This window comes from Paenibacillus glacialis, assembly GCF_001637205.1.
Taxonomy (GTDB): Bacteria; Bacillota; Bacilli; order Paenibacillales; family Paenibacillaceae; genus Paenibacillus_AQ; species Paenibacillus_AQ glacialis.
The window spans coordinates 62,663-88,863 of record NZ_LVJH01000039.1 but is presented as its reverse complement, the minus strand read 5'-3'; the positions used below and the strand labels follow the sequence as shown (position 1 = coordinate 88,863).

Below are 26,201 nucleotides of genomic sequence, written 5' to 3'. Positions count from 1 at the left end.
GGGTTACGGGTTACGGGTTACCTAGTATCACTAAGATACCAATCCCCAGCAGCCTTCAGAATTGCATCTATTTTATAATTGCAGCCGTGCCCTTCATCTACATATTGGATAAGTCTCTTATCCATGGGGAGTTTGGTATATAAATCGTATATATAATCACCCTGAACTATGGTGTCCTTCCTACCATGCACTAAGAGAATCGGACATACATAATCAAAGCTTTCCATTCTTAATAGAAGACCACTCTTGGAGTCGTCTATTATACTCAACAACCGTTCCTGAAAATAGTCAGGCACTCTGGTATCGCCATCTATTACAGGACTTACCGACACGGTTCTGCACACCTTAGGGTGACTACTTCCTTGGATGGTCCAGGCCCCACCTAAACATGTTCCGAACAAATAGAGATGGAGCCCCGGAAATTGTAATGCAGTGAAATCAATCACTGCGTCCACAAAGAGGTCCCATCTTTGACGCGTTGCTTTATATTGATTAAAGGCATAGGTCTCACCTTGTCCTGGTCCATCAAAACTCACCGTGACGAAACCCATTCCTGCGAAATAACCTTCATACTTAACTAACTCCTCCTTCGAGGAATCGATAGGATTGATAATAATGACACAACCTTTAAGCCTTTCAGAGACACGTATTCTTCCATAACAATTGTTGCCTTCTACTTGAATGGTAACGTTCATGATCTCATCTTTCACAAGCCGATCTGCTTGCTCATGCATATCTTTACATCGTTGATACCATCCTCGCTTCTGATCGCCTGTTTCGGGAAACATCCACTGAATGAGGTTATAGTGCATACCTGCAAGTCGGTAAAAATTCTCTGCTTCTTCAACTAGATGTTGATTAAGGTTACAAACTGCACGTTGCTCGTAAACATCCGCATGCTTTTGTAGAATTCGAATCCAGTCCTCAAGACTATTCACCCGCTGACGCAGCTCGTATACCGTTGTTTCTGGGATACCGTTTGCAATCCATCTATCCCAGAACCCCCCAATCAGAAAACTTGTCAGCATTGTTTTCTCTATGGTACTACTGCCCATTACCAAGAATATGCCTCCCTATCTTAAGGTCAAACTTAGCGTTTTAGGACTCCTGTAACCTCCAATATCTTAGAAGTTATCAGATGTACAGGAACCGTATAATCTACACAGCCCAGTTCAACTGCTGATCTTGGCATTCCATATACAATGCAGGTTTCTTTTGATTCAGCAATGGTTGAATGTGCCCCCGCTGCTTTAGCAGCCAGCATTCCTTTAGCACCATCACTCCCCATTCCCGTCATAAGGATAAAGTGCCGCTTTAAACTCTTACATTTAGCAATGGAATCAAATAGCACATCTACCGATGGACGGTGCCCCTGAACCTGAGGCTCCTGATGAAGTCTGATTCTGAATTCCCCATTCGTCTGAACAACTGTCATATGATAATCGCCAGGTGCAATATATACCGTTCCGCCTAATACCAGTTGATTATCTTCCGCCTCAACCACCCGAACACGGGACAATCGGTTTAATCGCTCTGCCAATGATTTCGTGAACTTAGGCGGCATATGCTGAACTACCAATAGGGGGTACGGAAAATTTGCAGGCAGAGCTGTAATGACAGTATCCAGAGCCTTTGGCCCCCCGGTTGAAGTACCTAAAGCCAATATCTGATCAAATTTCTTTGAAAATCCAGTCTGAGGATTTCCTTTTGGTCCTACATCTACTTTTGAAACGGTTATATTGTTAACTATAAGGTTTCTTAGAGGTATCTGAGAAGCTTGCTTGATTTTGAATATTAACTCTTCCTTCACCTTAAATAAATCAAAGGAGACCGAACCTGATGGTTTGGATATAAAATCCACCGCTCCGTTCTGCAGTGCTGTAATCGTTGCTAACGCCCCATCCTGTGTCAGCGAGCTTAACATAAGTATGGGTGTTGGACGATGTTCCATGATTATTGTCAAAGCTTCCAAACCATTCATTTCTGGCATTTCGATATCTAATGTTACAACATCGGGCTTGAGTTCCCTCACCATGCTAACGGCTTCCAATCCATTTCGGGCCGTTCCAATCACTTCCAATGCAGTATCCTCTGCGATTAGACGCGAAATTAGCTTTCGCATAAACACGGAGTCATCTACTACGAGTACCTTTATCTTTTGCACAACATCTCTTCTCCTATCGCTGGTTGATAATCCCTGACACCTCTACAATTAAGGCCACTTTTCCATCGCCTAATATCGTAGACCCCGCGACACTGTCCACTTTGCCAACATAGGGGCCTAACGACTTAATAACAATCTCCTGATTCCCAATAAGCTCATCTACGGCTAAGGCCAATCTTTTTTCCGCCGATCCCACAATAACTAACTGAATATGACTTTTCTTCTGCCCTCTTCTGGGCATATTGAAATGATCATGCAGCCAGACAATCGGGATGATCTGGTTACGCAATAAAATAACCTGCTGGCCTCGAACAGTTTCAATATCGTCATGTGTTATTCTTACAATCTCAGCGATGTTACTCATGGGAATAATAAAGGTTTGATCATTTAATTTCACTAATAAACCGATGATGATAGCTAGCGTCAACGGAAGCCTAATCTTAAAACAAGTTCCTTGCCCCAATCCTGTCTCAATATCGATCAGACCGTTTATCTTCTCAATATGGCTTCTGACGATATCCATTCCTACGCCGCGTCCAGATACATCGCTTACTCTGCTAGCCGTCGAGAATCCTGGTCGAAAAATCAAATGAATAGCTTCTCTATCGTTTAACAGCACCGCTTCTTCTGGGGAGATGATCCCCTTGCTCAACGCAGAATCCCTCATTTTATCGGGGTCAATACCTGCACCGTTGTCTTCCACATAGATAACGACCTGATTATCTTCATGGGCTGCTCTTATTGAAAGGGTTCCCTTGCGGGGTTTACCAGACATCTCTCTTTTCTCTGGCAATTCAATACCGTGATCAACCGCATTTCGTATGAGATGAATAAGTGGATCTGCGATTTCCTCAATTAAGGTACGATCCAATTCCGTTTCTTTGCCCCCAATAATAAGTTCAATATCCTTGCCCAAATCACGTGTTAGATCTCGGATCATACGCGGAAAACGGTTAAACAGCTGCTCAATGGGAAGCATTCTCGCTTTCATTACGCTTTCCTGCAACTCACTTATGATACGCGACAGGTGATCGGAGATTTGACTGAGATCATTCACAGAATCATCTGTAAATCGCCCTCTTTGCGAACGCTCCACTTGATGGATTCTAGTATGGTCGATGACGAGCTCTCCGACCAGATTCATGAGATGATCCAGCCGTTCTACGCTTACGCGAATGCTCTGTGCTTTAGATTTTGCTTTGTGCGTATGGTCTTCATTTACAATTCTCTCTTGCTTCTCGTTCTCTTTATTGATGGATACTGCCATTTCGGTTGACAGAGACTCCACCTTAACACCGATAACTTCAGATAGCGCTGCTACGAGGTCGTGTAGCTCCTGGCTACTTTGAGTACCCGCATAAAGAAATCGAATTTCAAACATGCTGTCCTCTTGTTCTTCCATCCCCTCTATATCCGGTACGGAGTAGAGAACATCACCCCATTCGCACAAATTAGTGTAAATCATATAGAGCCTTGCCCCTTTAATGAAACACTCGGGAGAAATTAGCACAGTAATCCACGAAACTATAAATCCATGTTCCTCGGCTTCACGTATTTTTAACGTTGTGTCCAAGCTCAGTTCAGGCTTAGTCAAATCCTCTATTTCATGATGTACCCACTCTTTAGGCGGCTCCGCAAAGGCTTGAAGATCACGAACACATCCGGATATATCCGTTACCGATGCATCGTCACGTATAATGTCTTTCTTCAACTCTTTTAGACAATCTAGCGATTGAAAAAGAAGATCGATAAGCAATCCCGTAATGCTGAGCTCCTTACTTCTTACTTGGTCTAACAGGTGCTCCATTTCATGGGTTAATTGCTTCATTTCCTCATAACCCATAGCCGCTGATGAACCTTTTAAGGTATGAGCAGCTCGAAACAGGCTTTGAACGACCGATTCGGTCTCCCCTTCTTGCTCTAGTTGTAAAATAACGTCATCCATCAGTTGTAGCTGTTCCTCAAGCTCCTCAAGAAAGACCTCTTTATATTCAGATAACATCGGTCATTCACTCCTGTTCACGAAGCAAGATTTCATTTAGCTTTAATATGGCAACCAGACCACCGTTCGTTAATCCAATTCCCACAAAATAGTTCCCGTCAATACCGCCTATACGTTCAGGAGGGGATTGAATATCCGAGAACATCGTGACTTTATTTACTCGATCTACAATAATTCCTACGGTATCCTCTAGATGATGAACCACAATGATGCGGGTCGTTCTCGAGTGGTCTCTTTCTTCAAGATTGAAAAATTTCCGTAGACTAATGACAGGTACGATCTTGCCTCTGAGATTAATGACTCCTTCCACATAGGATGTAACGTTAGGAATTTGAGTGATGTCCTGAATCTTGATGATTTCGTGAATATCCTGAATATGAATCGCATAATATTCTTCCTCAATAGCAAATTCGATATATTGTTCCTGCCCCATGGTCTGCATAACCCTCCTGAATTCCCCTTATTTATTTGACTTTAAAAATAGAGACGGACTCATTCAGACCTACAGCAAGTTGCGCAAGCGAATGGGATGTTGCTGCCGTTTCTTCTGATGCAGCTGCAGCCTCTTGACTCGCGGATGAGATACTTTCAATCGATTGCATCACTTCATTGGCTTGCGCTGCCTGTTCTTCACTCGCAGCGGCGATTTCATTGACCTTATGTTCTGTTTCACTAATCATCTCCATAATTTCCTTGAATGCTTGTCCTGTCTGCTGGGACTGACTAACCCCACTCGCTACAGCCACTACACTCTTATGGGTGTTCGCTTGCATCCCCTTAATAATAGAAGTGATCTGCGTGGTAGCCTTCCCACTCCGTTCAGCCAGCTTTCGTACCTCATCGGCGACAACTGCGAAACCTCTCCCTTGTTCCCCAGCCCGTGCAGCTTCAATTGCAGCGTTCAAGGCGAGTAGATTTGTCTGTTCCGCAATATCATCAATCACTTCAATAATCTCCCCAATTTGGACAGAGTCCTCTTCCAAACGTTCCATTTCAGAGCTTACCTGAGTCATACTTATAACAGATTGTTTAACGATTTCTCCGCCATCTCGGGCGATTAGGGTCGTTCGCCCTGCAAGTATAGATGCTTCCTCTGCACTCTCCGCGACAGAATTGATCGCTATGGATAGCTCGTTGAATTGTTCGTACATCGTCTGCGATGCCTCGGCCTGCATGGAACTTCCATTCGCAACCTCTTCTGTTGTTGCCGAGATTTGCTGGGATGCTGCTGCAACATTCTGAGAAGAACTTAGTACTTCTCCGATTAAATCTCGTAATTGATGAGTCATGTTGTTAACGGAGATGGATAAATCCCCTAATTCATCTTGGGAACGAATAGCGATTACTTCAGTCAGATCTCCGTCAGCGATTTTAGCTGTTGCACTCAGCAATTGTTGAAGAGGTTTGCTGATGGAACGTACAATCCAATAGACGAGTAAAGCGCCTAGTACAAAGGCGATTGCTATGACAATAAGTGTTGTATACAAAATCCCTCGGGTTGCGCTCGTGATTTCGGCCATCTCAATGGCACCAATTATTTTCCACCCTGTCAGTTTATTGGTTACAAATACCGCTCGCTTACTCAATCCGTTAAACTCATAATCTACAATACCTGTATCCGACTCGTAGAATTTGGACATAAAACCCTCGGTATTCTTGGTACCCGGAGCAATCGTTGGATGAACCAGATAGCTCTGATCCTTATCTAGGATCGTCACATATCCCTTATCACCAATCTTAATTAAACTCAAGGTTTCAGCTAACTTCGTAAGGTTAATATTAGCTGCTACCACTCCCGCCCCATCACTTAACGCCTGAGCGGGAACAACCACGACATCCCCCGTTACTGCAGACACAGATGGATTGTTAACCACAGCTACGCCTTTATTGGCCATCGCATTCTTATACCATTCTCTCGACCTTGGATCGTAGCCCTTCTCCATTGGTTGATAGGGGGAACGAATCATATTTCCGTCTTCAGATCCATAATATGCTGAAAGAAATTCTGGGCTGAGGTTCATATATTCATCTAGTAATGTTTGAATTTGAGTCTCCTCAGCGCCTTTAATGAGCTCTGAATGAATACGTGTGGATAGATAGTCCATATCGGAGGTGGCAGTAGAAATGAGTGCTGTAATCTGGTCATCAGATAATTGAATGCTTTGCGTTGCATTCTCCATAATTTGATGGGTTACTTGGTCTGCCGCTTTCTGATAAGAGAACCACCCGATCGATATACAAGGTAAGATTAGAATAACTAGAAAGGCAACGATCAACCGTGTTTTAATGGTTAATGCTAATTTCTTTCTGAACATGCAGGCTCCTCCTCATAATGATCGTTATTTGATTTTGAAAATGGATACAGAACGGTTCAATTCCTCGGCTAGTTGTGCCAAGGATTGCGCAGTCGATGCCGTTTCCCCACTGCTTGCTGCCACTTCTTCGGTAGCTGCGGATATGCTTTCAATTGCGTTCAGAACCTCTGATGATTGAGCAGCCTGTTCCTCACTTGCCGCCGCTATTTCCGTTACTTTGTACGCTGTCTCGCTCACCATGGAAAGAATATGTTCAAATGCTTCGCCTGTTTTTTGTGTGGAAGCTACACCTTCCTCTACTGCTCTTACACTTTGTTGCGTATTCTCTTGCATACCTTTGATGATTTTCGTAATTTGCTTGGTTGCTTCACTACTTCGCTCAGCTAATTTCCTTACTTCATCTGCTACTACCGCAAACCCTCGCCCTTGGTCTCCAGCACGGGCCGCCTCAATGGCTGCATTAAGTGCAAGAAGATTAGTCTGTTCCGCAATATCGTCAATCACTTCAATAATCTCTCCGATTTTGTTCGAATCTCCTTCAAGTCTAGACATTTGTTCGTTAACACGAGTCATCCCGTCAATGGAGATTTGGACAACCTTACCCCCATCCTGGGCGATATTCATCGTTTTATCAGACAGTTCAGACGCTTGCTCAGCGCCCCCCGCTACAGAATTAATGGCTAGGGATAATTCGCGGAACAACTCGTTCATCGTTTGCGCTGCACTAGCTTGACTCATACTTCCACCGGCGATCTCCTCTGTACTAGCTGAAATCTGTTGGGAAGCCGCAGAGACCGTTTCTGCAGAGATCAGAATTCCACCTACGGTTTGTCTTAAGTTCAGAATCATGTCATTTACTGAATTCGCCAACAATCCGATCTCATCTTTAGAATCCATATCCGATGTTTCGCTTAAGTCTCCACTCGCTACTTTACCTAGCAATTTCACCACCCGATTTAACGGTCTTGCTATGATTTGAGATATCAAGTAACCCAAGCCAATACTGATAAGGAGTGCTACAATAATAACCGCGATCGTAATAGAACGAGAGGACGTATATAAGTCATTTGCGTACTCTCCTGCCCCCTTCGCCTGCTTCATGTTCATGTCTATTAAACTTTGTAGCAAGTCTGTCAATTCATCCGTCGCTGTTTGTATATCACCTGTAGATAGATACTTTGTATATTCTTCCGCACTTATATCGCTACTGTTCATTTCAATGGCTTCATTTAGACTTGTAGTATAACGTTGCCATATCGAAGAATAACCCTTCATCTTTTCCCGTTCCTCTACCCTTAAGGCTGTCTTGCTGTATTTATTGATCACGACTTCGATTTGATTGAGATTTCCGTGAATTCTATTCTTGTAATTGTTAGTCTCTGCTTCTGTTTTAGCGAGCGTGTTTATATCACGAATTTCTATTCTATTCAGTAGAAATAATTCATTCACTTCACCAAGATAAGCGATAGGAGTTAAACGGTTATCATACATATCCTCAATAGCTTCATCCATTTTATTCAAATTGCTTATTCCATATATTCCAACTACGCCTAATATAACAGCAACAATAACAAACGCAGAAATTAACTTTACAGCTGTTTTCAAATTATAAAACCACTTCATGTTCCAACACCCCATTGTTTATTATTGTAGTACTTGAGCCCTAACACGTTACTTATAGATGTAAGGATTCGCTCGCCAGTAAGCGACATTCCAAATATGGATTCCTCCTGATTCCGTTATATTACTTATCTGTAATTTATCCCATATTTCCTTATCTACATATAATTCTTAAGAACAGGAATATCATAAACTAGCGGCATATTTTGGTAACCGAAAAAGTATGGAGTGACCCCGCAAGATTATTGCGGTACCCTGCAATCGAGATACACACAGCAAATTGTCAAATTCCTGCCGCACTTCACTTAACAATTCAGAACAGAAATAGACCCCATATCACAATGATGTGAACGGGATCCTTATATATGTGACATTTGGTGTCAATGTAACTCACTATTGTTCCACATCTGAGTCCGTCAAGACACCCATCTGTTTCGCTTTTATAGCCGCTTCTATTCTCGATTTAACTTTTAACTTATAAAATAGATTGGTTAACTTATATTCCAGCGATCGTTGGCCCATATGTAAAACCTCAGCAATTTCCTTGTTACTTTTCCCTTGAGCTATTTCTTTTAATATCTCATATTCCTTATTACTAATCCTAGAGGTGACCTCTTCGTCATTCGCCTCCGATCCCACAATGGCGGTTCTTCTCAATTGTTTAACTAAAGAGAGGGGTAGAATAACTTCTCCCCTTAGTGCACAACGAACGGCTGTGACAAGCTGTTCCCTGCTTGTCGTTTTGGGGATAAATCCAAATATGCCCGTCTCAATCATTAAGTTAAAATGGTTATTAATTTCAAAGCCGGTGTAGATTAATATAATGGCGTTCGAATTCATTTGTAGTACTTGCTTTGCCAGATCAATCCCGTTGACATCGGCAATATGGAGATCAAATAACATCACGTCAAATGATTGTGAGCCTACCATTTCCAAGACTTCCTCGGCTGTATTGGCCAGGTTAACCAACATATCTCCCTCTTGTTCGAGTATCATCCTGGTTCCTTCCATGACAGCTGGGTGGTCGTCAACCAACAGAATATGAATCATAATTGCTACACCTCTATCCATGTATTATTCCGCATCTATTCGTGTGCTGGTATAGAGATAGACATCGTTAATCCGTTGTTCTCGGACGAGAGGAAATGTATAACCCCATCCATACTACGAACACGCTCCCTCATACCATGTATACCCATACTTGTAATTGAATCCCTCATTCCTATAAGATCCATACCAATCCCATTATCCTCATATTCCAATCGAATATGCTCTTCTTGACTGGATAAAAGAATGCGAACTTCCGTAGCAGAGGAATGTTTCGAGGCATTAGCCAAGAGCTCCTGTACAATACGATATAGTCCAATAAGTACATCGTCATGTAACTTATGATTGAAATGCTCTGCATCAAAATAAATGCCATAGTTAGAACGCAATTGCGTGAAATCGAACAACGCCTCAAGCGAAGAAACAAGCCCATCTCTTATTAACATAGGTGGTCTTAGTTCATTACACATGATACGTAATTGATAGATGACATCGAGTAAACCCTCCGTAATTTGCCCAAGTTGCTCCCGAAGTACCCCGGTAATTGATTTATCCATCAAAAGAAGATCTAGCTTACGATACCAGATAATCTGCTCTTGAAGTGCAGAGTCATGTAAATCCTGAGCGAGGCGTTTTCTCTCATTCTCAGACAAATTGAACATGAAGCGCAGCAACCATGTTGGAGCGACCTGCTCGGAAGCGTTCTGTTCAAGCTCCTTGGTTAAGTCCTCGATGATCAGGAAGTTATCAAATAGCACACTGACATATCGGGTAATTGTGGCAAGCCATACTCTTATAGCTGTTATCTCTAAGCCAATCGGTTTCTCGTCAATACAAAGTAAATAGCTCTTCCCCTTTTTTTCATGTATCTTAAGAGAATAACCTTTCTCCGTTTCGATAATCTCGCATAACTTATCTTTGTTATATTCAACTTCAATGATACTTACGTTCGTAACCTTCAGTATATCTCGCACTTCTTTCAACAATCGCTGTTCCATCTGACTGATCTTCATAACGCCAAAGAGATCGTGGGAGAACTGATCCAGACTCGTCTGTAAGCGGAAATACCGCTCATCACTTTCCAACAGAGCTTGTTCTACGCGTTTCTTCTCAGTAATTTCTTCAAACATTAGCTGTATGGATGAAGATTGGGAATCATATATAGATAACATAGATACAATAATTACGCGGCCATCAGAGCGAACCACTTGATATTCAGCAGGGCGGGAATAGCCATTCAACAGCGTACTTTCCATGCCTTCCCTTACATACTCGCGGTAATCTGGATGAATCCAATCCATAATATTCGTTGACAACGTCTCGTTGTTGATATCTACGCCGAGCATCTTAGCTCCTTCCGGATTAATATAGTTAATTTCCCCTTCTTTATATACAGCGATTGCTACCGGAGAGAGTTCTACCAATCTTCGATAACGTTCTTCGCTTGCTTGCAGCGCTCTTTGCATCTTTAGACGTTCCGTAACATCCTTAATTACGATGAGGATCGTCTCTGTTATTTCGTCATATATTCCTATAACCTCTGTTTCAATCACTTGCCCATCCACACGAATGATCTTATATTTCTTAGATCCTATGTAGTTCTTGCCTATTAATTGAAGCATCCTATGATTGCCCACTTCCCAATCGTCCGAATGAATATAATCATACATGGACTGACCGGTTATTTCATCGGCATTGGTTAATCCGAGCATGTTCAGTCCAGCGAGATTCATGTAGACCACCTTACTCTGGCGAAGGAGAACCATCGGTTGAGGCGACAGCTCAATCAGTCTCCGATAACGTTCCTCACTTTCTCTGAGTTCCTTCTTAATTCCAACTTTTTTAGTGATATCCCTCGACACGAACACAATTTTCTCTACCTCTCCAGCATCATCGAATACCAGAGTCCCCATGGATTCAAGATAGATAATGTAACCCTTAACGTGGATGAAACGAAATCTTAATAATTTTCTACTTTTAGTTATCAACATATCCATAACTTGATCTATCAAATACTCCCTATCATCGGGATGAATGTGTTCCAATATTGTAGTACCCTTAATAAATTCTATAGGGATACCCATGATGTTCTCACATGAAGGTGAAGCCACAAGAAAATTACCCTGGGAATCCAAAACAACCATCAAATCTTTCATATTATCGGTAATTAACCGATATTCAGCTTCACGTTCAGCCAGTCTTTTCTCAACTTCCCTTTTCACCGTAACATCTTTAGCGATCACAAAAATGCCCACCAGACGGTTATTCACTTGAATCGGCATATTCTTTATATCCCAGTGAATAACTCCTCCATCCTTACGATACGATGTCACAGCGTACTGCTGGGAATCTCCCTTTATTGCCTTTTCGAAATAATCACTCATGAGCCCCGCATTCTCGTCACCAAACATGTCCACGATAGAAAGAGTCTCTCTAGAAATATTCAATCGTTCTCCTGTAATATCCTCCGCCACCGGATTGATCGCTAAGATATTCCCAAGAAGATCTAATTCACATACAACATCAGAGTTATAGTCAAATAGAGATTTATACCGTTGCTCGTAACTGTGTATAGCTTCTTCCATAACCTTTCTTTCGGTAATATCAGCAACTATACCATCGAGACGAACCACAGATTGAGACCTATCCAGAATTGGAATAATCCTTACTTGGATCCACCTAATCTCACCATTGGCGTGAATAATCCGATATTCACTGAGATTTGGAATTCCCTGTCTTGCAGTTGCTAGGATTTGGTCAATAATCGGCTTCTCATCTGGATGAGCAATATCTGACCAAAAAGTAATTCCCTTCGCTTTCTCGATCGGATATCCCGTAATTTTAGCTATAGCATCGGAAATGAATGATACTTTCCCCAAAGTGATATCATACGACCAAATGGCTATATTAATCCTATCCAACATTTCTTGATACAATGAGAAAGTACTTTCTAATTGTTCCTTTGCGACTCTCTTCTCCGTTATATCCATTACAATGCCATCTATTCTACAAACCTCATTATCCTGCCCTAGCACAGGGATACCGATACTTTGTATCCATTTGAGTTCATTTGATTCTTCAATATGAATACGATGCTCCAAGCTACTGTTCTGCCCAGAACGTAACTTCTTCATGTGTTCATCAAATAAATGAAGATCGTCCGAATAAACCATTTCTTGTAGGAGCTCAGGACTATGAATGGTTTCCTCAGTTAAATAGCCCATCCATCGCTTGAAACCATCCGATAGCGTAAGGAAATTCATCTTCTTGTTCAATGACCAAGTGGTTACATCTTTGTTGTAGTCTAAATTCATGCTGCTACCACTTCCTTATTCCTTATTATGAATGTTTCCCTGCTTCTCCCCACTGATGAACAGTCTGATAAAGAATAAGGGGTAAATCATTAAGTATAAATTGAACACCCACCACGTTATATCAAAGTCTTTGTTACATGACCAGAAGGCAATCACCTGCAAACCTGAGCAAAGCTCCATTGCTCGTAATGGAAACTCTGAAGTTCTGATAATAGCCTACATGAATACCTCTTAGTGATACCAATATTTCATTATCAGTACCACTGGTATTATATGCCATGATCGATCAATCAATAAACAAACCAATTTTTCATAAAAAAAGCCCTTTCCATTGAATATGAAAAAGACTTCTTAAATAGCGTTATTCACTATACGTGATTGCCAAGTAATCCGCGAGGCCGATAGTTCATTCCATTAGCATAAAGATGGGAGACATCTCCCATTCCGATACATCTAGGAACCGCAAACTCCTTGCTTCGTTCTTCCAACAGGACCGTCGTAACTGAACTCGGGGCCAACCAAAATACGGACCAAGCTAAAGATAAAGGAATCTGAAGCAGATGCGCTAACCATGCGAGACCGAACCCACCATGACATACCAATCCGATCTTCTTTGTGGAAGGCTGCACCATACGATAGAGACCATTCTCCCGCCTGTAATGATGGCGAAGCATGAATTCATCAGAAGCTGCTTGCAGTTCGCTAAACCTCTTTCTATATTCATCTTGCATCAGCCAGTGGTCTGTCTCATCCCCCCATTGTCTCTTACCAGAGGATAGCTCCAAGATGTGTTCTCCAGGATAATCCCATATTGCTCGTAATGTACCCTCAGACATAATTTCCGACCAATCGAGTTCACGAGTCCATGCTTCCGTCTGAATCCCAAGTCCGGTCTCTTTGGCGATATAACTTGCCGTTGTCTGGGCCCTGCCAAGTGGTGAAGCATACAGTTCATCAAGACCTATGGAAGCCATGCGTTTCCCCAATGCTTCCGCCTCTTGATGTCCGAATTCCGTCAAATCATCTATTGCATAATCTGGATCGGCATGACGAATAAGAAATATTTGCATATATCATTCCTCCGTAGTTCATTCTTAGTTAGATGAGTATTATACCCATTACCTCAGTGACAAATGATAAAAAACGTGATGATTACTCCCGACTACTCAGGAGCGATCACCACGTCTGTAATACTCATAATTATTAGCTAGACTAAGTCCATACAATAGCTAGTGTTAACTAAAGGATTTCATTAATTTCGTCCTTAATCGTTTCGGATTGTGGACCGAATACGACTTGAACAGCGCCTTTTCCAAGTCTCATAACGCCAGCAGCACCAAGTTTCTTAAGACCAGCGTCATTAACAACTTTCTCATCCTTAACGATGAGACGAAGACGTGTGATACAAGCATCTACGGACTCAATATTGCTAGATCCGCCTAGTTGAGTCAGAATTTTAGCAGCACGGCTGTCGCCAGATGCACCTGCAGATGTGGATGCGGAATCTTCTTCTTCATCAAGGAAGAACGCTTCACGACCCGGTGTTTTAAGGTCAAACTTCACAATAACGAAGCGGAACACCACATAATACACGAGTGCGGTTACGAGACCAATTGGAATCAGTAACCATGGTTTCGTAGAAAGTCCAAAACCAAGCACATAGTCGATGAAACCAGCCGAGAAACCAAATCCGAGCTTCATACCCACCGCATATGATACAAACGCAGCGATACCAGATAACACGACATGGATACCATAAAGTAAAGGAGCAACGAACATAAATGCAAATTCTAATGGTTCAGTAATACCAGTCAAGAACGATGCAAATGCAGCACCGAGGAAGATAGATCCTACTGCTTTGCGTCTTTCCGGTTTAGCAGTGTGAATAATTGCAAACGCAGCAGCTGGAAGACCGAACATCATAATTGGGAAGAACCCTGTCATGAACATACCAGCAGATGGATCTTTAGCGAAGAAACGAGTCAAGTCACCGTGGACAATATCCCCAGCAGCATTCGTGAAATCACCAATTTGGAACCAAACGATGGAGTTAATGATGTGATGTAGTCCAAATGGTACTAAGAGACGGTTAGCAACAATATGAATGGCAGATCCGATTCCACCTAGACTCGTAACCCAGTTGCCGAATGTGTCAAGAGCCGCTTGAACCGGACCCCAGATGATACCACACACTAGACCAACGAAAACCATGGTGAACGCTGTTGCCATTGGTACGAAACGCTTGCCGCCGAAGAAGCCGAGCCAATCCGGTAGCTTGATTTTGTGATATTTCTTGTACAAACCTGCTGAGATACAACCTACCATGATACCGCCGAGAACACCCATGTTCAATTCAGTATCAGGTGATTGCATTAAATCAGGGAATATTCCTGGTACGATTAAAAGCACCTTAGCTAAGATTACATACCCGATTACTGCTGACAAAGCCGCAACGGCATCAACAGCGAATCCGATGGCAACTCCAACTGCGAAAATCAGTGGGAGGTTATCGAATATTGTGCCTCCGCCCGCACTCAGAAACGGTGCAATATAAGAATTTATGAAACCTCCTACACTGTCTCCCAAGTGAAATTCCTTGATGTAGTCGATACTACCGAAACGCATTAGGATTGCTGCTGCTGGTAGTGTAGCGACTGGAAGCATCAGCGACTTACCGATTTTTTGGAAAAACCCTAACATGAATTAATCATCCTTTCCTTTTTATAATGCTATGACTTTATAACCGCCTTCAAAATGACAGTACTGCCTGCTTGAACAGGTCCGTTGATTAACTCTAAGTCGCTAGTCACATCATCAGCGTTCGTTACAATGATTGGGGTAATGACCGGATAACCTGCCGCTTTGATCTTCTCGATGTCGAATTCAATTAACACTTGCCCTGCCTTAACTGTATCTCCTGTAGTAACATGAGAGATGAATCCTTCACCTTTCAGGGATACTGTGTTAACGCCAATGTGGAACAGAAATTGTAGCCCAGCTGGATGCTCCAACATGATCGCGTGTTTGGACTTAATTATATGAGCAACCGTTCCGTCAAACGGAGCGATGAGCTTTCCTTCTGTCGGTTCAATAGCGACTCCTCGGCCCATATGGCCTCCGGCAAATGCCTCATCAGGTACCTGAGTAAGTGCAACCGCTTTACCTGTTACAGGAGAGTAAATTTCAACAACACTCTCTTCTTTTTTCTTTTTCCAAAACATATTTATTCCTCCCAATCTAGTTATCACGAATGCTCTAATCGGTCTAAAATGATTAGCTGCTGATGTGTTATATTTACCCAATCCCGTCTACTTAATTCACTATACGCAGATAGAATATAAAAAATAACATTAAAATGAGCCAAGGAAAGGGCCCTAGTACTAGTAGGATCGCTTTCCTTGGCTCATGCCCATTAATTAACGGTAACACACCAAGTGAATTCGTTTTATTTGATTTTTTATTATGAACTTATAATAATTCATGGTTACTGTATCCGTCAACAACAAAATGTAAGCGCCTTAATTATAAGGTGCATAATTCATTTCTATCACTTTTATAGCACTCAAAAAAGCAACAAGCAGTCACACTTGACTGTACTTATTGCTTCTTATTCAACCATTTATTTATATAATACTTTGTCTACATTGTATTTAGCCTTGTATTCATTAATTATATACGTTTCATAGATTTCTCTATGAACAGGGTCACCGATGAGACAAACATCAATTTTAGTGACTTCTTCTCTATTCATTTTGATTACGGAAACCGTATCTTCAAAATGTTTCTTAATTCTTGGTCTAAGCTTTCTTGCTTTACCTACGAACAATAATTCATCATTGTCGTTATAAAACATAAAAATACCACCCATATCTCTTGGAATCAGGTGAAAGTCAGTAAATCCGTAAATATTACTTAGCTCTGGATTAATTTGTTTGGTAATACTAATGTGCGGTTCTGGAACCGTGATGTTTATCATTATAGCTCACTTCCTCTTTCTATATAGGTGTAAATACTATCACAAATCCCAATAGAACACCATGACAACTACATTGCGATTCACCCATGGGTCCTACTTAAATATTTCCCTTGAAAATACAATCATAAAACTAAATAATATAAGATATGTCTTATTTGTTGAATCTACATCATAACGGATGAAGCTTCATTTCAAACAGAAGAAAGGTTGAGCTCTACATCATGGCTTTAGCACAAAGCGTCACCAAGAAATCATCGATAAAAAAGGAACCATTCCCTATCTCTATACTTTCTCTTACCGTAGGTGCTTTTGCCATTGGAATGACGGAATTCGTCATTATGGGTCTTCTACCCAATGTAGCTGAGGATCTACATGTTAGCATTCCAACGGCAGGACAACTTATTACAATGTACGCCCTGGGGGTGGCCGTCGGTGCGCCTATACTGACGCTCCTCACCCAACGAATTCCACAAAAGAAGCTGCTATGTCTGCTCATGGTTCTATTCATTCTTGGCAATGGTATCTCTGTCGTTGCTCCGAACTATGAGGTGTTGATGATAGCTCGCTTGATTACTGCATTAACACACGGGACTTTCTTTGGTGTTGGAGCGGTCATCGCCTCCAATCTCGTACAACCGAATAAGCGTGCCGGCGCTGTATCCATCATGATGGCTGGCTTAACCATTGCGAATATCGTTGGTGTTCCTCTGGGTACATTTATCGGACAGCACATGGGCTGGCGCTCATCATTTGGTGCGATTGCAATCATGGGGGTTATAGCACTGATCGGCATCATTATCTTCATTCCCCGACTCCGACAAGACAAACCGGCCAGTATCAAAGCCCAGATCGTTTCGCTGGCTCAACCCAAATTACTTCTATATCTACTGATCGGAGCTCTAGGTAACGCCAGTTTATTTACAGTCTTTACTTATATCACTCCACTGCTTCAGCAGGTCAGCGGTTTCGCTGAACATAGTGTAACCTGGATTCTCGTCCTATTCGGCTGTGGCGTGACCATCGGTAATATTGTTGGTGGGAAGCTTGCCGATTGGAAATTGATGCCGTCCATATTGGGAGTTTATTTTGTGGTATGTATCATCCTTACGATTTTCACCTTTACAGTCCATAATCCAATTGCTGCGGTAGCAACTATCTTCCTATGGGGTGTCGCTTCCTTTGCCGTGATGCCAGGGTTACAAGTGCGGATTATGAGCTTGGCACAGGAGGCACCAGCACTTGCTTCTACCTCCAGCCATTCAGCTGGAAACCTTGGAAATGCAGCCGGAGCCTTCATTGGAGGCTGGGTTATTACACATCTAGCCATTACGTCCCTCCCTTGGGTCGGTGCAATCCTTGTTGGCCTTGGTCTAATCCTTGGAATAGCCTGTTATATGGCAGAACGTAAAGAAGTTACGGTGTAACACTACTAATATCATTTAACAAGACAAAGCCCCAACTTCGTTATAGAAGCTGCGGCTTTGTCTTATTTTAAAAATAAAACTATACACTACTTTAAATCATTGGATTGCAATATATATTTGTACCTCAGCATCGGTAGGATCGAAGTTTCTTCCATCATAAAGCTCAAAGTCCCCAGTGAAGGTTCTTACCTCCTGCGATTCTTCGAAATATGTCCAAATGTCCCCCCAGCTTTGCGCCACTACTTCAAACACCGGACCCCTTTTAGTCGTAAATACGAGGTACTTACTCTCTGGTATGACCACGCAATCAAAGTTATTATCGGCAAGAACGGCACCGTCGCCAACCTCATGCCCTATAAGTGCCGTATATGCTCCAGAAGCATCACTTTCATAATCTGTATACAGCCCGTAGATTAGATTTGGATTGTTGATACCCTCCTGTAACGAGAGGTTACTCTGAAAGTATGTTTCCCAAAGCTTCGATAATTGTCCATTTGGACCCGCTTCTTCGGCATTCGTTGTACGTACACTGACACCAGTCAGTGTGATTTCTGGTTTTTGAACGGTAAAAGTGTTCATTCATTGCCCTCTTTTCCTTGAATATAAATTAATTATACGTTGGAAAAGTGGACACCTATCTGTCTACGTTAACATACCGCTCCATAATTCTTTGTGCCCGTCGTACGACTTCGTCTGCCACACTAGTTGGCTGCTCTACTTTGACATGTTCGCCATAACTCAGGAGCATCCCATAGAACCACTCATCTTCCACGAATTCTGCCTTAACTTGGATGGAGCCATCTTCTAATACCGTAACCGTCTCCGGGTCGAAAGAATCTAAGATTCGATAACGCACTTGTTGATGAAAGTTTAGAATCATTTCATGTTTAACATCCGTCGACCACTCCGACTCCCACACGTAACCATCTAATGTTGGTGTTTCACGGCGCACACCCTGTTCCATTAACATCTTCAACTCATGTATCCGAGATAATCGAAACACTCTGAAATCGTTCCGTAGTGTGCAGTATGCATGCAGATACCATACATATCCTTTCAGAATTAAAGCCGATGGTTCAATGACTCTCTCGCTCTCTTTTCCATTCATGTTCAAATATTGGATTCTTACCTTGCGTGCTTCCTCTATCGCCTGCTTCAATATATTCACTTTATCTCGTTCGGCAGGACTCTGTCCCCAAGGATTGAAATCAAAGATAATCCCTGTTGTGGATTGCTCGGTGTTACTGGTGTCTGCTTTACTAAGTAGCGCCTTAACCTTCTCTAGAAGGCTAGCGAACTTACTGTCATCTACGATCCCAGTGATTCCTTTGACTACGGAAACCATCGTGTTTATTTCGTTAAGCGTCAGGAATTGGCGGGCAATCGTGTATTGCTCCATGATTTCAAATCCGCCTGATGTTCCTTGATGTGCCACAATAGGAATGCCCGATTGATTCAACGTCTCCATATCTCTGTAAATCGTCTTGGTTGAAACTTCAAAGCGATCAGCTAACTCCTTTGCACTGACTCGTTCACGATTGAGCAGCACAATCGTCATCGCCAATAAGCGATCAATTTTCATTGTTTCTCCCCTAGTCTATATTCTCAGAACTCTTCTAGTGTTACATGATCTTAACTTTAATTATGTCAGCGATAAGAACTCTAATCAATTAACAACAAAAAAGCCTAGGGCAACCCCGATGAGCGTTATTACGGGGATGAGAGTGTATGAGAAGAAAAAGGAGATCCTTGATTGTTAAAGGTTCTCTTTTTTCTGGTTGAAACTGTTAAATCCTATATTAGCGCTTGCCTAATTGAGCTGTAGATTCCCGTTCAATCAATGTCGTAGGTAGCAAAGTTTCCATAAAAGGCTCATCTTTATGATTCATTCGCCAGAAAAGTTGTTCTATCGCTTTTTTTCCGTACAATTTTAAATCAATCGCCATACTAGTCGTTGAGGGTGTTGCAATACGAGAGAGCTGCCCGTTATCAAAGCTACAGATGGATATATCCTCTGGAATTTTGAGACCTATTTGTTGAATCGCAGCATTGATAAGAAAGCCCAGTCCATCGTTGACGCAGAACCATGCGGTCGGCTGTACGGGAAGATTTAACAGGCGTTGATGAATCACATCCCCTTGTTCGACAGCATCATTGATGATGAAGTGTGAATTCGGGGTGATCCCTCGTTCCTTCATTGCCATGATATATCCTTCCAGACGTTCATAATAACTCGGAGAATAATCAATATTCCCCATAAAGCCAATGTCACGATGCCCCAAATCAAGTAAATACTGAACAGCGTCAAAGGCACCAAATCGGTTGTTCGTTAGAATGGAGTCGGCATAAATTCGTGGGTGATGATGGTCAATAAGTACGACAGGAATACCTGTAGAAATCACTTTTTTCGTATACTCCGTATCAATATGTGAAAGGATAAGGATTCCATCTACATTTTGGTTTTGTAGAAAAGGGGGAAGGATCAATTGGTCGATCGCTTCTTGTGAAATAGACTGAATGTGCAAATTCATGCCGCGAAGAGCAGTTTCGCGTTCAATAGTGAGATAGATTTCTCCGAAGAAATTGGTTTGGGAAAAGGCGAAATCAGAAGCGATCAGCGCAATGTTGCCTGTTCCTTCTTTTGTTTGCGGTTTACGGCTTTGAGGGTACATGTAGCCCATCTCATCTGCTGTTTTTTGAATCAGGTTACGAGTTTCTTCACTGACCCCATCTTTTCCGCTGAGCGCTTGCGACACGGAGTTTTTAGAAATGTTTAATTTATCCGCTATATCCTGCATGGTCAATTTTCTTTTCATCAAGTCATACCTTTCTAAACAGAATCAATCCATACAAATTTGGGATAAAGATGTAACAATAGTCTCATAATGTATTCATAAGCAATTTCAGAAAACATGTCAAGTGGAGAATGGACAAAAAAAACGAAAGCTTGTAAGTTATCGGTTACTTGAAAAACCTAACGAATAGGCTTAGAAACATCATAACAGACAACTTGTAACGTTATAAATTTAATATTGTAATGTAATGATTACTGTTTTTTATGATGATAAATTAAAAAATCAATTGACTTTAGCGCAATTTAGATCAATAATGTGAATACAAGCGCTTTCATTTATTATTGTAATTAACTCAGTAACGTTATTTAGTTAGTTACAAATAAACATTAGGGGGTTGAAGTAATGAAGAAGAAGTTGGCCATGTTACTAGTTTTTACTGTAGCGATTTCAATGCTCGCGGCATGTGGCTCGAAAAGTACGGATAACAAAGGTACGGCTGAAGGTGTCACGGCGATTGAGTTCTGGACAGCGAATAATCCGCCTCAGCAAGCCTATTGGGAAAGTTTGGCTAAAGAATACGAGACTGTGAACCCTAAAATAAAAATTAACGTAAGTCCAATGAAAGAAACACCAAGCTCTGAGGCGAATATTCAATCCGCTATTGCTGGAGGAAGTGCGCCAACACTATCGGAAAATATTTCTCGTGGTTTTGCCGCACAACTTACAAACAGTAAAGCGCTTGTACCGTTGAATACAATGGCGGGTTGGGATGATATTATTGCGGGACGTAAAATGACGAATACAATTGAATCTTGGAAATTTTCCGATGATAACCAATATGTTCTTCCCATTTCTTCCAATGCTATGTTGTTCGGATGGAGACTTGATATTTTGAAAGAACTGGGCTATAACGAGCCTCCAAAGACATACAGTGAAATGCTAGATGTTGCTAAGAAGCTGAAAGTGAAATACCCTGACAAATATGTATGGGCAAAAGCAGATCTTGCAGATCCAGCGGCATGGAAGAGATGGTTCGACTTCTTTATGCTCTATAATGCAGCTTCTGATGGTAATAAATTTATCGAAGGTGGTAAATTCGTAGCGGATGATAAGGCGGGAATTGCAACGTTAGGTCTTATGGACAATTTGCGCAAAGAGAATTCGTTGCTTGCAGAGAATATCACAGACCCATTCGAGAACGGAGTAGGTATTTTTACGGATATTGGTCCATGGACACTCAACTACTGGGCAGAGAGATTCCCGGAATTGAAATATAACGAAACATATACATTAGCAGCGCCTCCTGTTCCGGATGATGTGAAGGTAGATCATCCAAAAACTTTTGCAGATACCAAAGGAATTGTAATCTATGCATCTGCACCAAAGGAAAAGCAAGAAGCAGCTATGGAATTCATGAAGTGGGTATACTCTGATGCGAAACATGATTTGCAATGGTTTGAGAAAACAAACATGCCTCCAGCTCGTGATGATTTATCGACCAACGATGTGTTTAAAGCATTCCTAGATCAGAATCCAGCACTTAAGAAGTATGCTGAAGCTGTACCGTACGCTGTACCTCCAATGGACAACGCGAAATTTAATGAATTGCAAACTTTTATCGGACAGGAAGCTGTGAATCCAGTTGTTCGCGGCCAAATTGATCCGACAACAGGTTGGAATAACATGAAGAAAGCTATTGAAGAGGCTCTTAAGTAATGGAAACCAAAAATAATAATAAGTTGGGCTGGTTATTTGCCAGCCCGTACCTTATTTATGGATTCGTATTTTTCCTAGGTCCGTTAATTTGGTCGCTTTATCTTGCGTTCACCAACTGGGATTTGATCGCTCCTAATTATGATTTTGTTGGATTTTCTAATTTTATCAAAGCTTTTAAAAATCCAGCGGTACAATCGTCATTTTGGGTTACTTATAAATTTATGATGGTTTTTGTGCCATTGGTCACAGCAGCGTCACTTGCAGTGGCAATGATTGTACAGGGACTTCCGAAATTGAAAAGTGTTTTTTTAATTGGTTTCTTCTTGCCGTACCTTTCTTCCGGTGTTGTATCATCGCTGATTGTAAAAGGTTTGTTATCTTACAACAGCCCGGTTAACGCTTTTTTAAGGGACAACTTTGGCATTAAAATAAACTGGCTTGGCACACCATTTACAGCACTGATGATCGTGGCCTTAATTATTGCTTGGAAATTTGCTGGTTATTATGCGCTAATTCTCACATCAGGCCTTGAAAGTATTGATAAGGAGGTCTATGAAGCGGCAGCGATTGATGGTGTAAGTCGTAGACAGCGTTTCTGGACAATCACGCTACCGTTATTATATCCAGCCATCTATACGACGTTGATTTTATCCTTTGGCGTAACGTTTGGTATTTTTACCGAGGTGTATCAATTAACGGGTGGGGGTCCGAATTATGCGACCAACACATGGCAGATGGAGATCTATAATCAAGCGTTCAAAAACTTGCAGGCAGGTTATGCTTCAGCGATAGCTATTATCGCTGCGATTGTCACATTCATTTCGATCTTTGTCATTAAAAAATTGTTAGAAATGTGGGGGAAACGAAATGGTTGGGTCTAATGATAAAAATAAGCTTAGTTTAACCATCCGTTATAGTGTGGCTACCCTTCTGCTTCTAGTGATGGTATTTCCGTATCTTTATATGGTGTTAAACTCTTTTGCGGATTGGAGCCAAGTCGATCGACAGCTTATTCCATCAAGCTACTCGTTAAAATCGTATTCATGGTTGTTTAGCGGTGGGGAGACTGGAACACCAAGACCGTGGCTAAATTCCTTTTTTAACAGTGTTATCGTTTCGGTTGGTTCTACAGTTCTAATGATGGTGTTTGGGATCATGGTAGCTTATGCGCTTGCTAAAATTAAATTTAGAGGTCGGGATGCAGTTAACAATTTCGTTCTGTTTCATATGTTTTTCCCGGCGATTATTTTGTTGATTCCGAATTTTTTGGTCATCCAAAAAGTTGGCTTATACGACACCTATTGGGCGATGATTATTCCAAAGGCAATGAGTTTATGGGCGATATTTATGTATACGAACTTTTTCAAAGCGGTCCCGACGACGTTTATTGAAGCGGCGAAGATAGATGGAGCTACGGAATTTCAAATTTTGTATAAAATTATGGTTCCCATGTCCAAGTCCATTACGACGGTTATTTTCTTATTCCTACTTATGGAGCGCTGGACAGAACTTCTGTGGGATATGATCGTGGTACGCAGCGACGAAATGCTGACACTTAACGTGTTATTGTCACAAATGTTCGGTCCGTATGCAGGTTATCCGGGTCCAATGTATGCAGCATCTGTACTCTTGACGTTACCGATCATTATTCTATTCATCATTTTTGGTAAGAGATTTAAAGAAGGCATGCAGTTTAACCTAAAATAGTCGTATTTTATACTACAACAAAAAAGGAGTTAATATATCGTGAGTTTCACACAAAAAGAAACGAAAACGTGCGCGACATTATTGCGTGAGTATCAACAGTCGAATAAAACGGTTCGTAATCCAGAAAAATTAACATTCATGGGTGTTGGCGATAAGGATGTCTATAATATTACAGCCCCGTTTGAAGATGAAGGCGAACAGGTTATTGCGGGGCGCGTAGAATCGCGGGATAGCGAGCATTCTGAAATTGTTTTCTTTGTGGAGCGGGATGGGGCTTGGATACCACGTGAAGGTGCGCCCATTCTTACACTTCAAGATCCGTTCTACACGAAAATTGCCGGGGAGCTTGTGCTTGGGGGCGTTCAGATTTATCCGCATCCCAATCCAACCAAAGAAAGCATATTTTCATGGCGTACGGTGTTCTATAAAGGCGCTCGAATTGCAGAGCTTAAACCGTTTTTTACAGGACCGAGCGGTATGAAAGATTTACGGTTGGTGGAATTGATAGATGGAAGCATCGGTGTATTGACAAGGCCACAAGGCGAAAAAGGCGGACGCGGTAAAATTGGTTTTACACGTATTTCATCTTTAAAGGATTTAACGCCCGAAGTGATTGAGGAAGCGCCGCTATTGGAAGGGCAATTCATCGAGGAAGAGTGGGGTGGAGGCAACGAAATTCATCTACTTAACAATGGGTTGTTAGGAATTCTTGGTCATATTGCCTGCTTCGATACGGAGTTAGACCGCCATTATTATTCTATGGTATTTGTATTAGATCCAGAAACACGTGAATTTTCGGATATTCGATTGATTGCCGTTCGTGCTGAATTTGTACCAGGTGTATCGAAACGTCCCGATTTGAGAGATGTCGTTTTCAGTGGAGGGCTCGTACGGAATTTGGACGGTACAGCGAATTTATATGTAGGTCTCTCTGATGCAGAAGCGCATCGTTTGACGATGGCCGATCCATTTATTTCATTTGAATGATAAGGAGTGTTTATTGTGAATATATATCGTTATGAAGAGAATCCAATCATTACCCCAGCAGATGTGACACCCTATCACCCTAATTTTGAAGTCATTGGTGCTTTCAATGCAGGTATTGCTCAATACAACGGTGAAGTGCTTATGCTGCTTCGCGTTGCGGAGCGTCCCATCAGCGAGGATCCACAGATTGTAAAAGCGCCGATTTATAATCCGAAGACGCAGAAGCTTGAATTGATCGAGCTACGTACTGACGATGAGCGTTATGATTTCTCTGATCCACGTGTGATCAGAGATCGTACAGGCAGTTCTGGATTTACCTATTTAACGTCGATCTCCTATATTCGTATTGCACGTAGTAAGGATGGACATCACTTTACCATAGATGAAAAGCCGTTTGTATATCCTTCCAATGAGCAAGAGACGTTCGGAATTGAAGATCCTCGTGTCACTCAAATGGGAGATACGTACTATATTTATTTCTCTGTCATTTCCCCAGTGGGTATTGGTGAATCCATGGTTTCTACGAAAGATTTTGTGAATACCGAGCATCACGGCATGATATTCAGTCCGGAAAATAAAGATGTGATTATTTTTCCAGAGAAAATTAACGGTAAATACTATGCGCTTCATCGCCCGACGACGAAAAGTATCGGGAATCCAGAAATTTGGATCGCTGAGTCTAACAATTTATTGTATTGGGGTAATCATAAACATTTGATGGGGCTCCGTAAAGGAATGTGGGATAGCGGACGTATCGGTGGAGGTGCGGTACCTTTCAAGACGGATAAAGGCTGGTTAGAGCTCTATCATGGAGCGACACTGGATCATCGTTATTGTATGGGTGCAGTTCTCCTTGACTTGAACGATCCTACCAAAATTATTGCGCGTTCGGACAAGCCTGTAATGGAACCTGATGCAGACTACGAGAAAAAAGGTTTTTTTGGAGATGTCGTATTTTCCTGCGGCGTTCTCGTCGAGGGTGATATTGTGAAAATGTACTACGGTGTAGCAGATACCTCTATGGCTTGCGCGGAACTAAGTCTTCAAGAGATTCTTGATAGTTTGATATATGTATAAATAGCGTTACGCCAAGGCCTGATTCGTTAGGCTTTGGTTTTTTTAGTTAAACGCTTC

General features: G+C 41.8%; 22 protein-coding genes. 6 read left to right on the top strand and 16 right to left on the bottom strand.

Annotation, left to right across the window (positions count from 1 at the left end):
- Window positions 1-17 precede the first annotated feature (17 nt).
- From PGLA_RS18450 to PGLA_RS18395, 13 genes are all read right to left on the bottom strand, one after another.
- On the bottom strand, window positions 18-1,061 hold the full coding sequence (locus tag PGLA_RS18450; protein WP_084411249.1) for an alpha/beta hydrolase: 1,044 nt from the start codon (window positions 1,059-1,061) through the stop codon (window positions 18-20).
- A 29-nt stretch (window positions 1,062-1,090) separates the two neighbouring features.
- Entirely contained in the window at window positions 1,091-2,164 is a 1,074-nt protein-coding gene (locus PGLA_RS18445) for a protein-glutamate methylesterase/protein-glutamine glutaminase (RefSeq protein WP_084411247.1), read from the bottom strand.
- A 13-nt stretch (window positions 2,165-2,177) separates the two neighbouring features.
- Window positions 2,178-4,166: a chemotaxis protein CheA gene (locus PGLA_RS18440; RefSeq protein WP_068535688.1), complete on the bottom strand. Its 1,989-nt coding sequence runs from the start codon at window positions 4,164-4,166 to the stop codon at window positions 2,178-2,180.
- Window positions 4,167-4,173: 7 nt separating this feature from the next.
- Complete coding sequence (locus PGLA_RS18435; RefSeq protein WP_342671698.1) at window positions 4,174-4,599, bottom strand: chemotaxis protein CheW; 426 nt, start codon at window positions 4,597-4,599, stop codon at window positions 4,174-4,176.
- Window positions 4,600-4,630: 31 nt separating this feature from the next.
- On the bottom strand, window positions 4,631-6,481 hold the full coding sequence (locus PGLA_RS18430) for a methyl-accepting chemotaxis protein (RefSeq protein WP_068535685.1): 1,851 nt from the start codon (window positions 6,479-6,481) through the stop codon (window positions 4,631-4,633).
- Between the two features lie 24 nt (window positions 6,482-6,505).
- A complete protein-coding gene (locus PGLA_RS18425; RefSeq protein ID WP_068535684.1) occupies window positions 6,506-8,104 on the bottom strand; it encodes a methyl-accepting chemotaxis protein in 1,599 nt (532 codons plus the stop codon).
- Between the two features lie 390 nt (window positions 8,105-8,494).
- Window positions 8,495-9,172: a response regulator transcription factor gene (locus PGLA_RS18420; RefSeq protein ID WP_245700113.1), complete on the bottom strand. Its 678-nt coding sequence runs from the start codon at window positions 9,170-9,172 to the stop codon at window positions 8,495-8,497.
- A gap of 14 nt (window positions 9,173-9,186) precedes the next feature.
- Window positions 9,187-12,462, bottom strand: a complete 3,276-nt coding sequence (locus PGLA_RS18415) for a sensor histidine kinase (protein ID WP_068535680.1) — start codon at window positions 12,460-12,462, stop codon at window positions 9,187-9,189.
- A 15-nt stretch (window positions 12,463-12,477) separates the two neighbouring features.
- Window positions 12,478-12,642: a DUF5360 family protein gene (locus PGLA_RS28135; RefSeq protein ID WP_161487952.1), complete on the bottom strand. Its 165-nt coding sequence runs from the start codon at window positions 12,640-12,642 to the stop codon at window positions 12,478-12,480.
- 188 nt (window positions 12,643-12,830) lie between these two features.
- The gene (locus tag PGLA_RS18410) at window positions 12,831-13,532 is read right to left on the bottom strand and encodes a histidine phosphatase family protein (protein WP_068535679.1); all 702 of its coding nucleotides are present in this window, start codon (window positions 13,530-13,532) and stop codon (window positions 12,831-12,833) included.
- Window positions 13,533-13,701: 169 nt separating this feature from the next.
- Window positions 13,702-15,162, bottom strand: a complete 1,461-nt coding sequence (nagE, locus tag PGLA_RS18405; RefSeq protein WP_068535678.1) for an N-acetylglucosamine-specific PTS transporter subunit IIBC — start codon at window positions 15,160-15,162, stop codon at window positions 13,702-13,704.
- Window positions 15,163-15,191: 29 nt separating this feature from the next.
- A complete protein-coding gene (locus PGLA_RS18400; RefSeq protein WP_068535677.1) occupies window positions 15,192-15,683 on the bottom strand; it encodes a PTS sugar transporter subunit IIA in 492 nt (163 codons plus the stop codon).
- Window positions 15,684-16,081: 398 nt separating this feature from the next.
- Window positions 16,082-16,438, bottom strand: a complete 357-nt coding sequence (locus PGLA_RS18395) for a nucleotide excision repair endonuclease (RefSeq protein WP_068535675.1) — start codon at window positions 16,436-16,438, stop codon at window positions 16,082-16,084.
- Between the two features lie 221 nt (window positions 16,439-16,659).
- Here PGLA_RS18395 and PGLA_RS18390 point away from each other — a divergent pair, with 221 nt between their 5' ends.
- Window positions 16,660-17,862 carry an MFS transporter gene (locus PGLA_RS18390; protein WP_068535673.1) on the top strand — a complete coding sequence of 401 codons (1,203 nt, stop codon included), beginning with the start codon at window positions 16,660-16,662 and terminating at the stop codon, window positions 17,860-17,862.
- Window positions 17,863-17,958: 96 nt separating this feature from the next.
- On the opposite strand, the gene PGLA_RS18385 is transcribed toward PGLA_RS18390, so the two are convergent.
- The 3 genes from PGLA_RS18385 to PGLA_RS18375 form a co-directional block, all read right to left on the bottom strand.
- Window positions 17,959-18,441: a GyrI-like domain-containing protein gene (locus PGLA_RS18385; protein WP_068535671.1), complete on the bottom strand. Its 483-nt coding sequence runs from the start codon at window positions 18,439-18,441 to the stop codon at window positions 17,959-17,961.
- A gap of 55 nt (window positions 18,442-18,496) precedes the next feature.
- Entirely contained in the window at window positions 18,497-19,444 is a 948-nt protein-coding gene (locus PGLA_RS18380; protein ID WP_068535670.1) for a helix-turn-helix transcriptional regulator, read from the bottom strand.
- A gap of 217 nt (window positions 19,445-19,661) precedes the next feature.
- The gene (locus PGLA_RS18375; protein ID WP_068535668.1) at window positions 19,662-20,678 is read right to left on the bottom strand and encodes a LacI family DNA-binding transcriptional regulator; all 1,017 of its coding nucleotides are present in this window, start codon (window positions 20,676-20,678) and stop codon (window positions 19,662-19,664) included.
- 381 nt (window positions 20,679-21,059) lie between these two features.
- On the opposite strand from PGLA_RS18375, the gene PGLA_RS18370 reads away from it, so the two are divergent.
- Genes PGLA_RS18370 through PGLA_RS18350 form a run of 5 tightly spaced genes read left to right on the top strand, consistent with a single transcriptional unit; the run spans window position 21,060 to window position 26,144 of the window.
- Entirely contained in the window at window positions 21,060-22,373 is a 1,314-nt protein-coding gene (locus PGLA_RS18370; RefSeq protein WP_068535666.1) for an extracellular solute-binding protein, read from the top strand.
- Window positions 22,373-23,254, top strand: a complete 882-nt coding sequence (locus tag PGLA_RS18365) for a carbohydrate ABC transporter permease (protein WP_068535665.1) — start codon at window positions 22,373-22,375, stop codon at window positions 23,252-23,254. The genes PGLA_RS18370 and PGLA_RS18365 overlap by 1 nt, the downstream gene beginning before the upstream one ends.
- Window positions 23,241-24,080 (top strand): carbohydrate ABC transporter permease, encoded by an 840-nt coding sequence (locus tag PGLA_RS18360; protein WP_044879686.1) that lies wholly within the window; start codon window positions 23,241-23,243, stop codon window positions 24,078-24,080. Before PGLA_RS18365 ends, PGLA_RS18360 begins: the two co-directional genes overlap by 14 nt.
- A 39-nt stretch (window positions 24,081-24,119) precedes the next feature.
- Entirely contained in the window at window positions 24,120-25,067 is a 948-nt protein-coding gene (locus PGLA_RS18355) for an MTP-1 family protein (protein WP_068535663.1), read from the top strand.
- Window positions 25,068-25,082: 15 nt separating this feature from the next.
- Window positions 25,083-26,144, top strand: a complete 1,062-nt coding sequence (locus PGLA_RS18350) for a BtaManbiosPhlase (protein ID WP_068535661.1) — start codon at window positions 25,083-25,085, stop codon at window positions 26,142-26,144.
- The last annotated feature ends 57 nt before the right edge of the window (window positions 26,145-26,201 follow it).

Excerpts from the sequence above, each read along its gene's own strand:
- PGLA_RS18440 (WP_068535688.1), bottom strand. The coding sequence starts at position 4,166 with ATGTTATCTGAATATAAAGAGGTCTTTCTTGAGGAGCTTGAGGAACAG.
- PGLA_RS18435 (WP_342671698.1), bottom strand. The coding sequence starts at position 4,599 with ATGGGGCAGGAACAATATATCGAATTTGCTATTGAGGAAGAATATTAT.
- PGLA_RS18430 (WP_068535685.1), bottom strand. The coding sequence starts at position 6,481 with ATGTTCAGAAAGAAATTAGCATTAACCATTAAAACACGGTTGATCGTT.
- PGLA_RS18425 (WP_068535684.1), bottom strand. The coding sequence starts at position 8,104 with ATGAAGTGGTTTTATAATTTGAAAACAGCTGTAAAGTTAATTTCTGCG.
- PGLA_RS18420 (WP_245700113.1), bottom strand. The coding sequence starts at position 9,172 with ATGGATAGAGGTGTAGCAATTATGATTCATATTCTGTTGGTTGACGAC.
- PGLA_RS18415 (WP_068535680.1), bottom strand. The coding sequence starts at position 12,462 with ATGAATTTAGACTACAACAAAGATGTAACCACTTGGTCATTGAACAAG.
- PGLA_RS28135 (WP_161487952.1), bottom strand. The coding sequence starts at position 12,642 with ATGGAGCTTTGCTCAGGTTTGCAGGTGATTGCCTTCTGGTCATGTAAC.
- PGLA_RS18410 (WP_068535679.1), bottom strand. The coding sequence starts at position 13,532 with ATGCAAATATTTCTTATTCGTCATGCCGATCCAGATTATGCAATAGAT.
- nagE (WP_068535678.1), bottom strand. The coding sequence starts at position 15,162 with ATGTTAGGGTTTTTCCAAAAAATCGGTAAGTCGCTGATGCTTCCAGTC.
- PGLA_RS18400 (WP_068535677.1), bottom strand. The coding sequence starts at position 15,683 with ATGTTTTGGAAAAAGAAAAAAGAAGAGAGTGTTGTTGAAATTTACTCT.
- PGLA_RS18395 (WP_068535675.1), bottom strand. The coding sequence starts at position 16,438 with ATGATAAACATCACGGTTCCAGAACCGCACATTAGTATTACCAAACAA.
- PGLA_RS18390 (WP_068535673.1), top strand. The coding sequence starts at position 16,660 with ATGGCTTTAGCACAAAGCGTCACCAAGAAATCATCGATAAAAAAGGAA.
- PGLA_RS18385 (WP_068535671.1), bottom strand. The coding sequence starts at position 18,441 with ATGAACACTTTTACCGTTCAAAAACCAGAAATCACACTGACTGGTGTC.
- PGLA_RS18380 (WP_068535670.1), bottom strand. The coding sequence starts at position 19,444 with ATGAAAATTGATCGCTTATTGGCGATGACGATTGTGCTGCTCAATCGT.
- PGLA_RS18375 (WP_068535668.1), bottom strand. The coding sequence starts at position 20,678 with ATGAAAAGAAAATTGACCATGCAGGATATAGCGGATAAATTAAACATT.
- PGLA_RS18370 (WP_068535666.1), top strand. The coding sequence starts at position 21,060 with ATGAAGAAGAAGTTGGCCATGTTACTAGTTTTTACTGTAGCGATTTCA.
- PGLA_RS18365 (WP_068535665.1), top strand. The coding sequence starts at position 22,373 with ATGGAAACCAAAAATAATAATAAGTTGGGCTGGTTATTTGCCAGCCCG.
- PGLA_RS18360 (WP_044879686.1), top strand. The coding sequence starts at position 23,241 with ATGGTTGGGTCTAATGATAAAAATAAGCTTAGTTTAACCATCCGTTAT.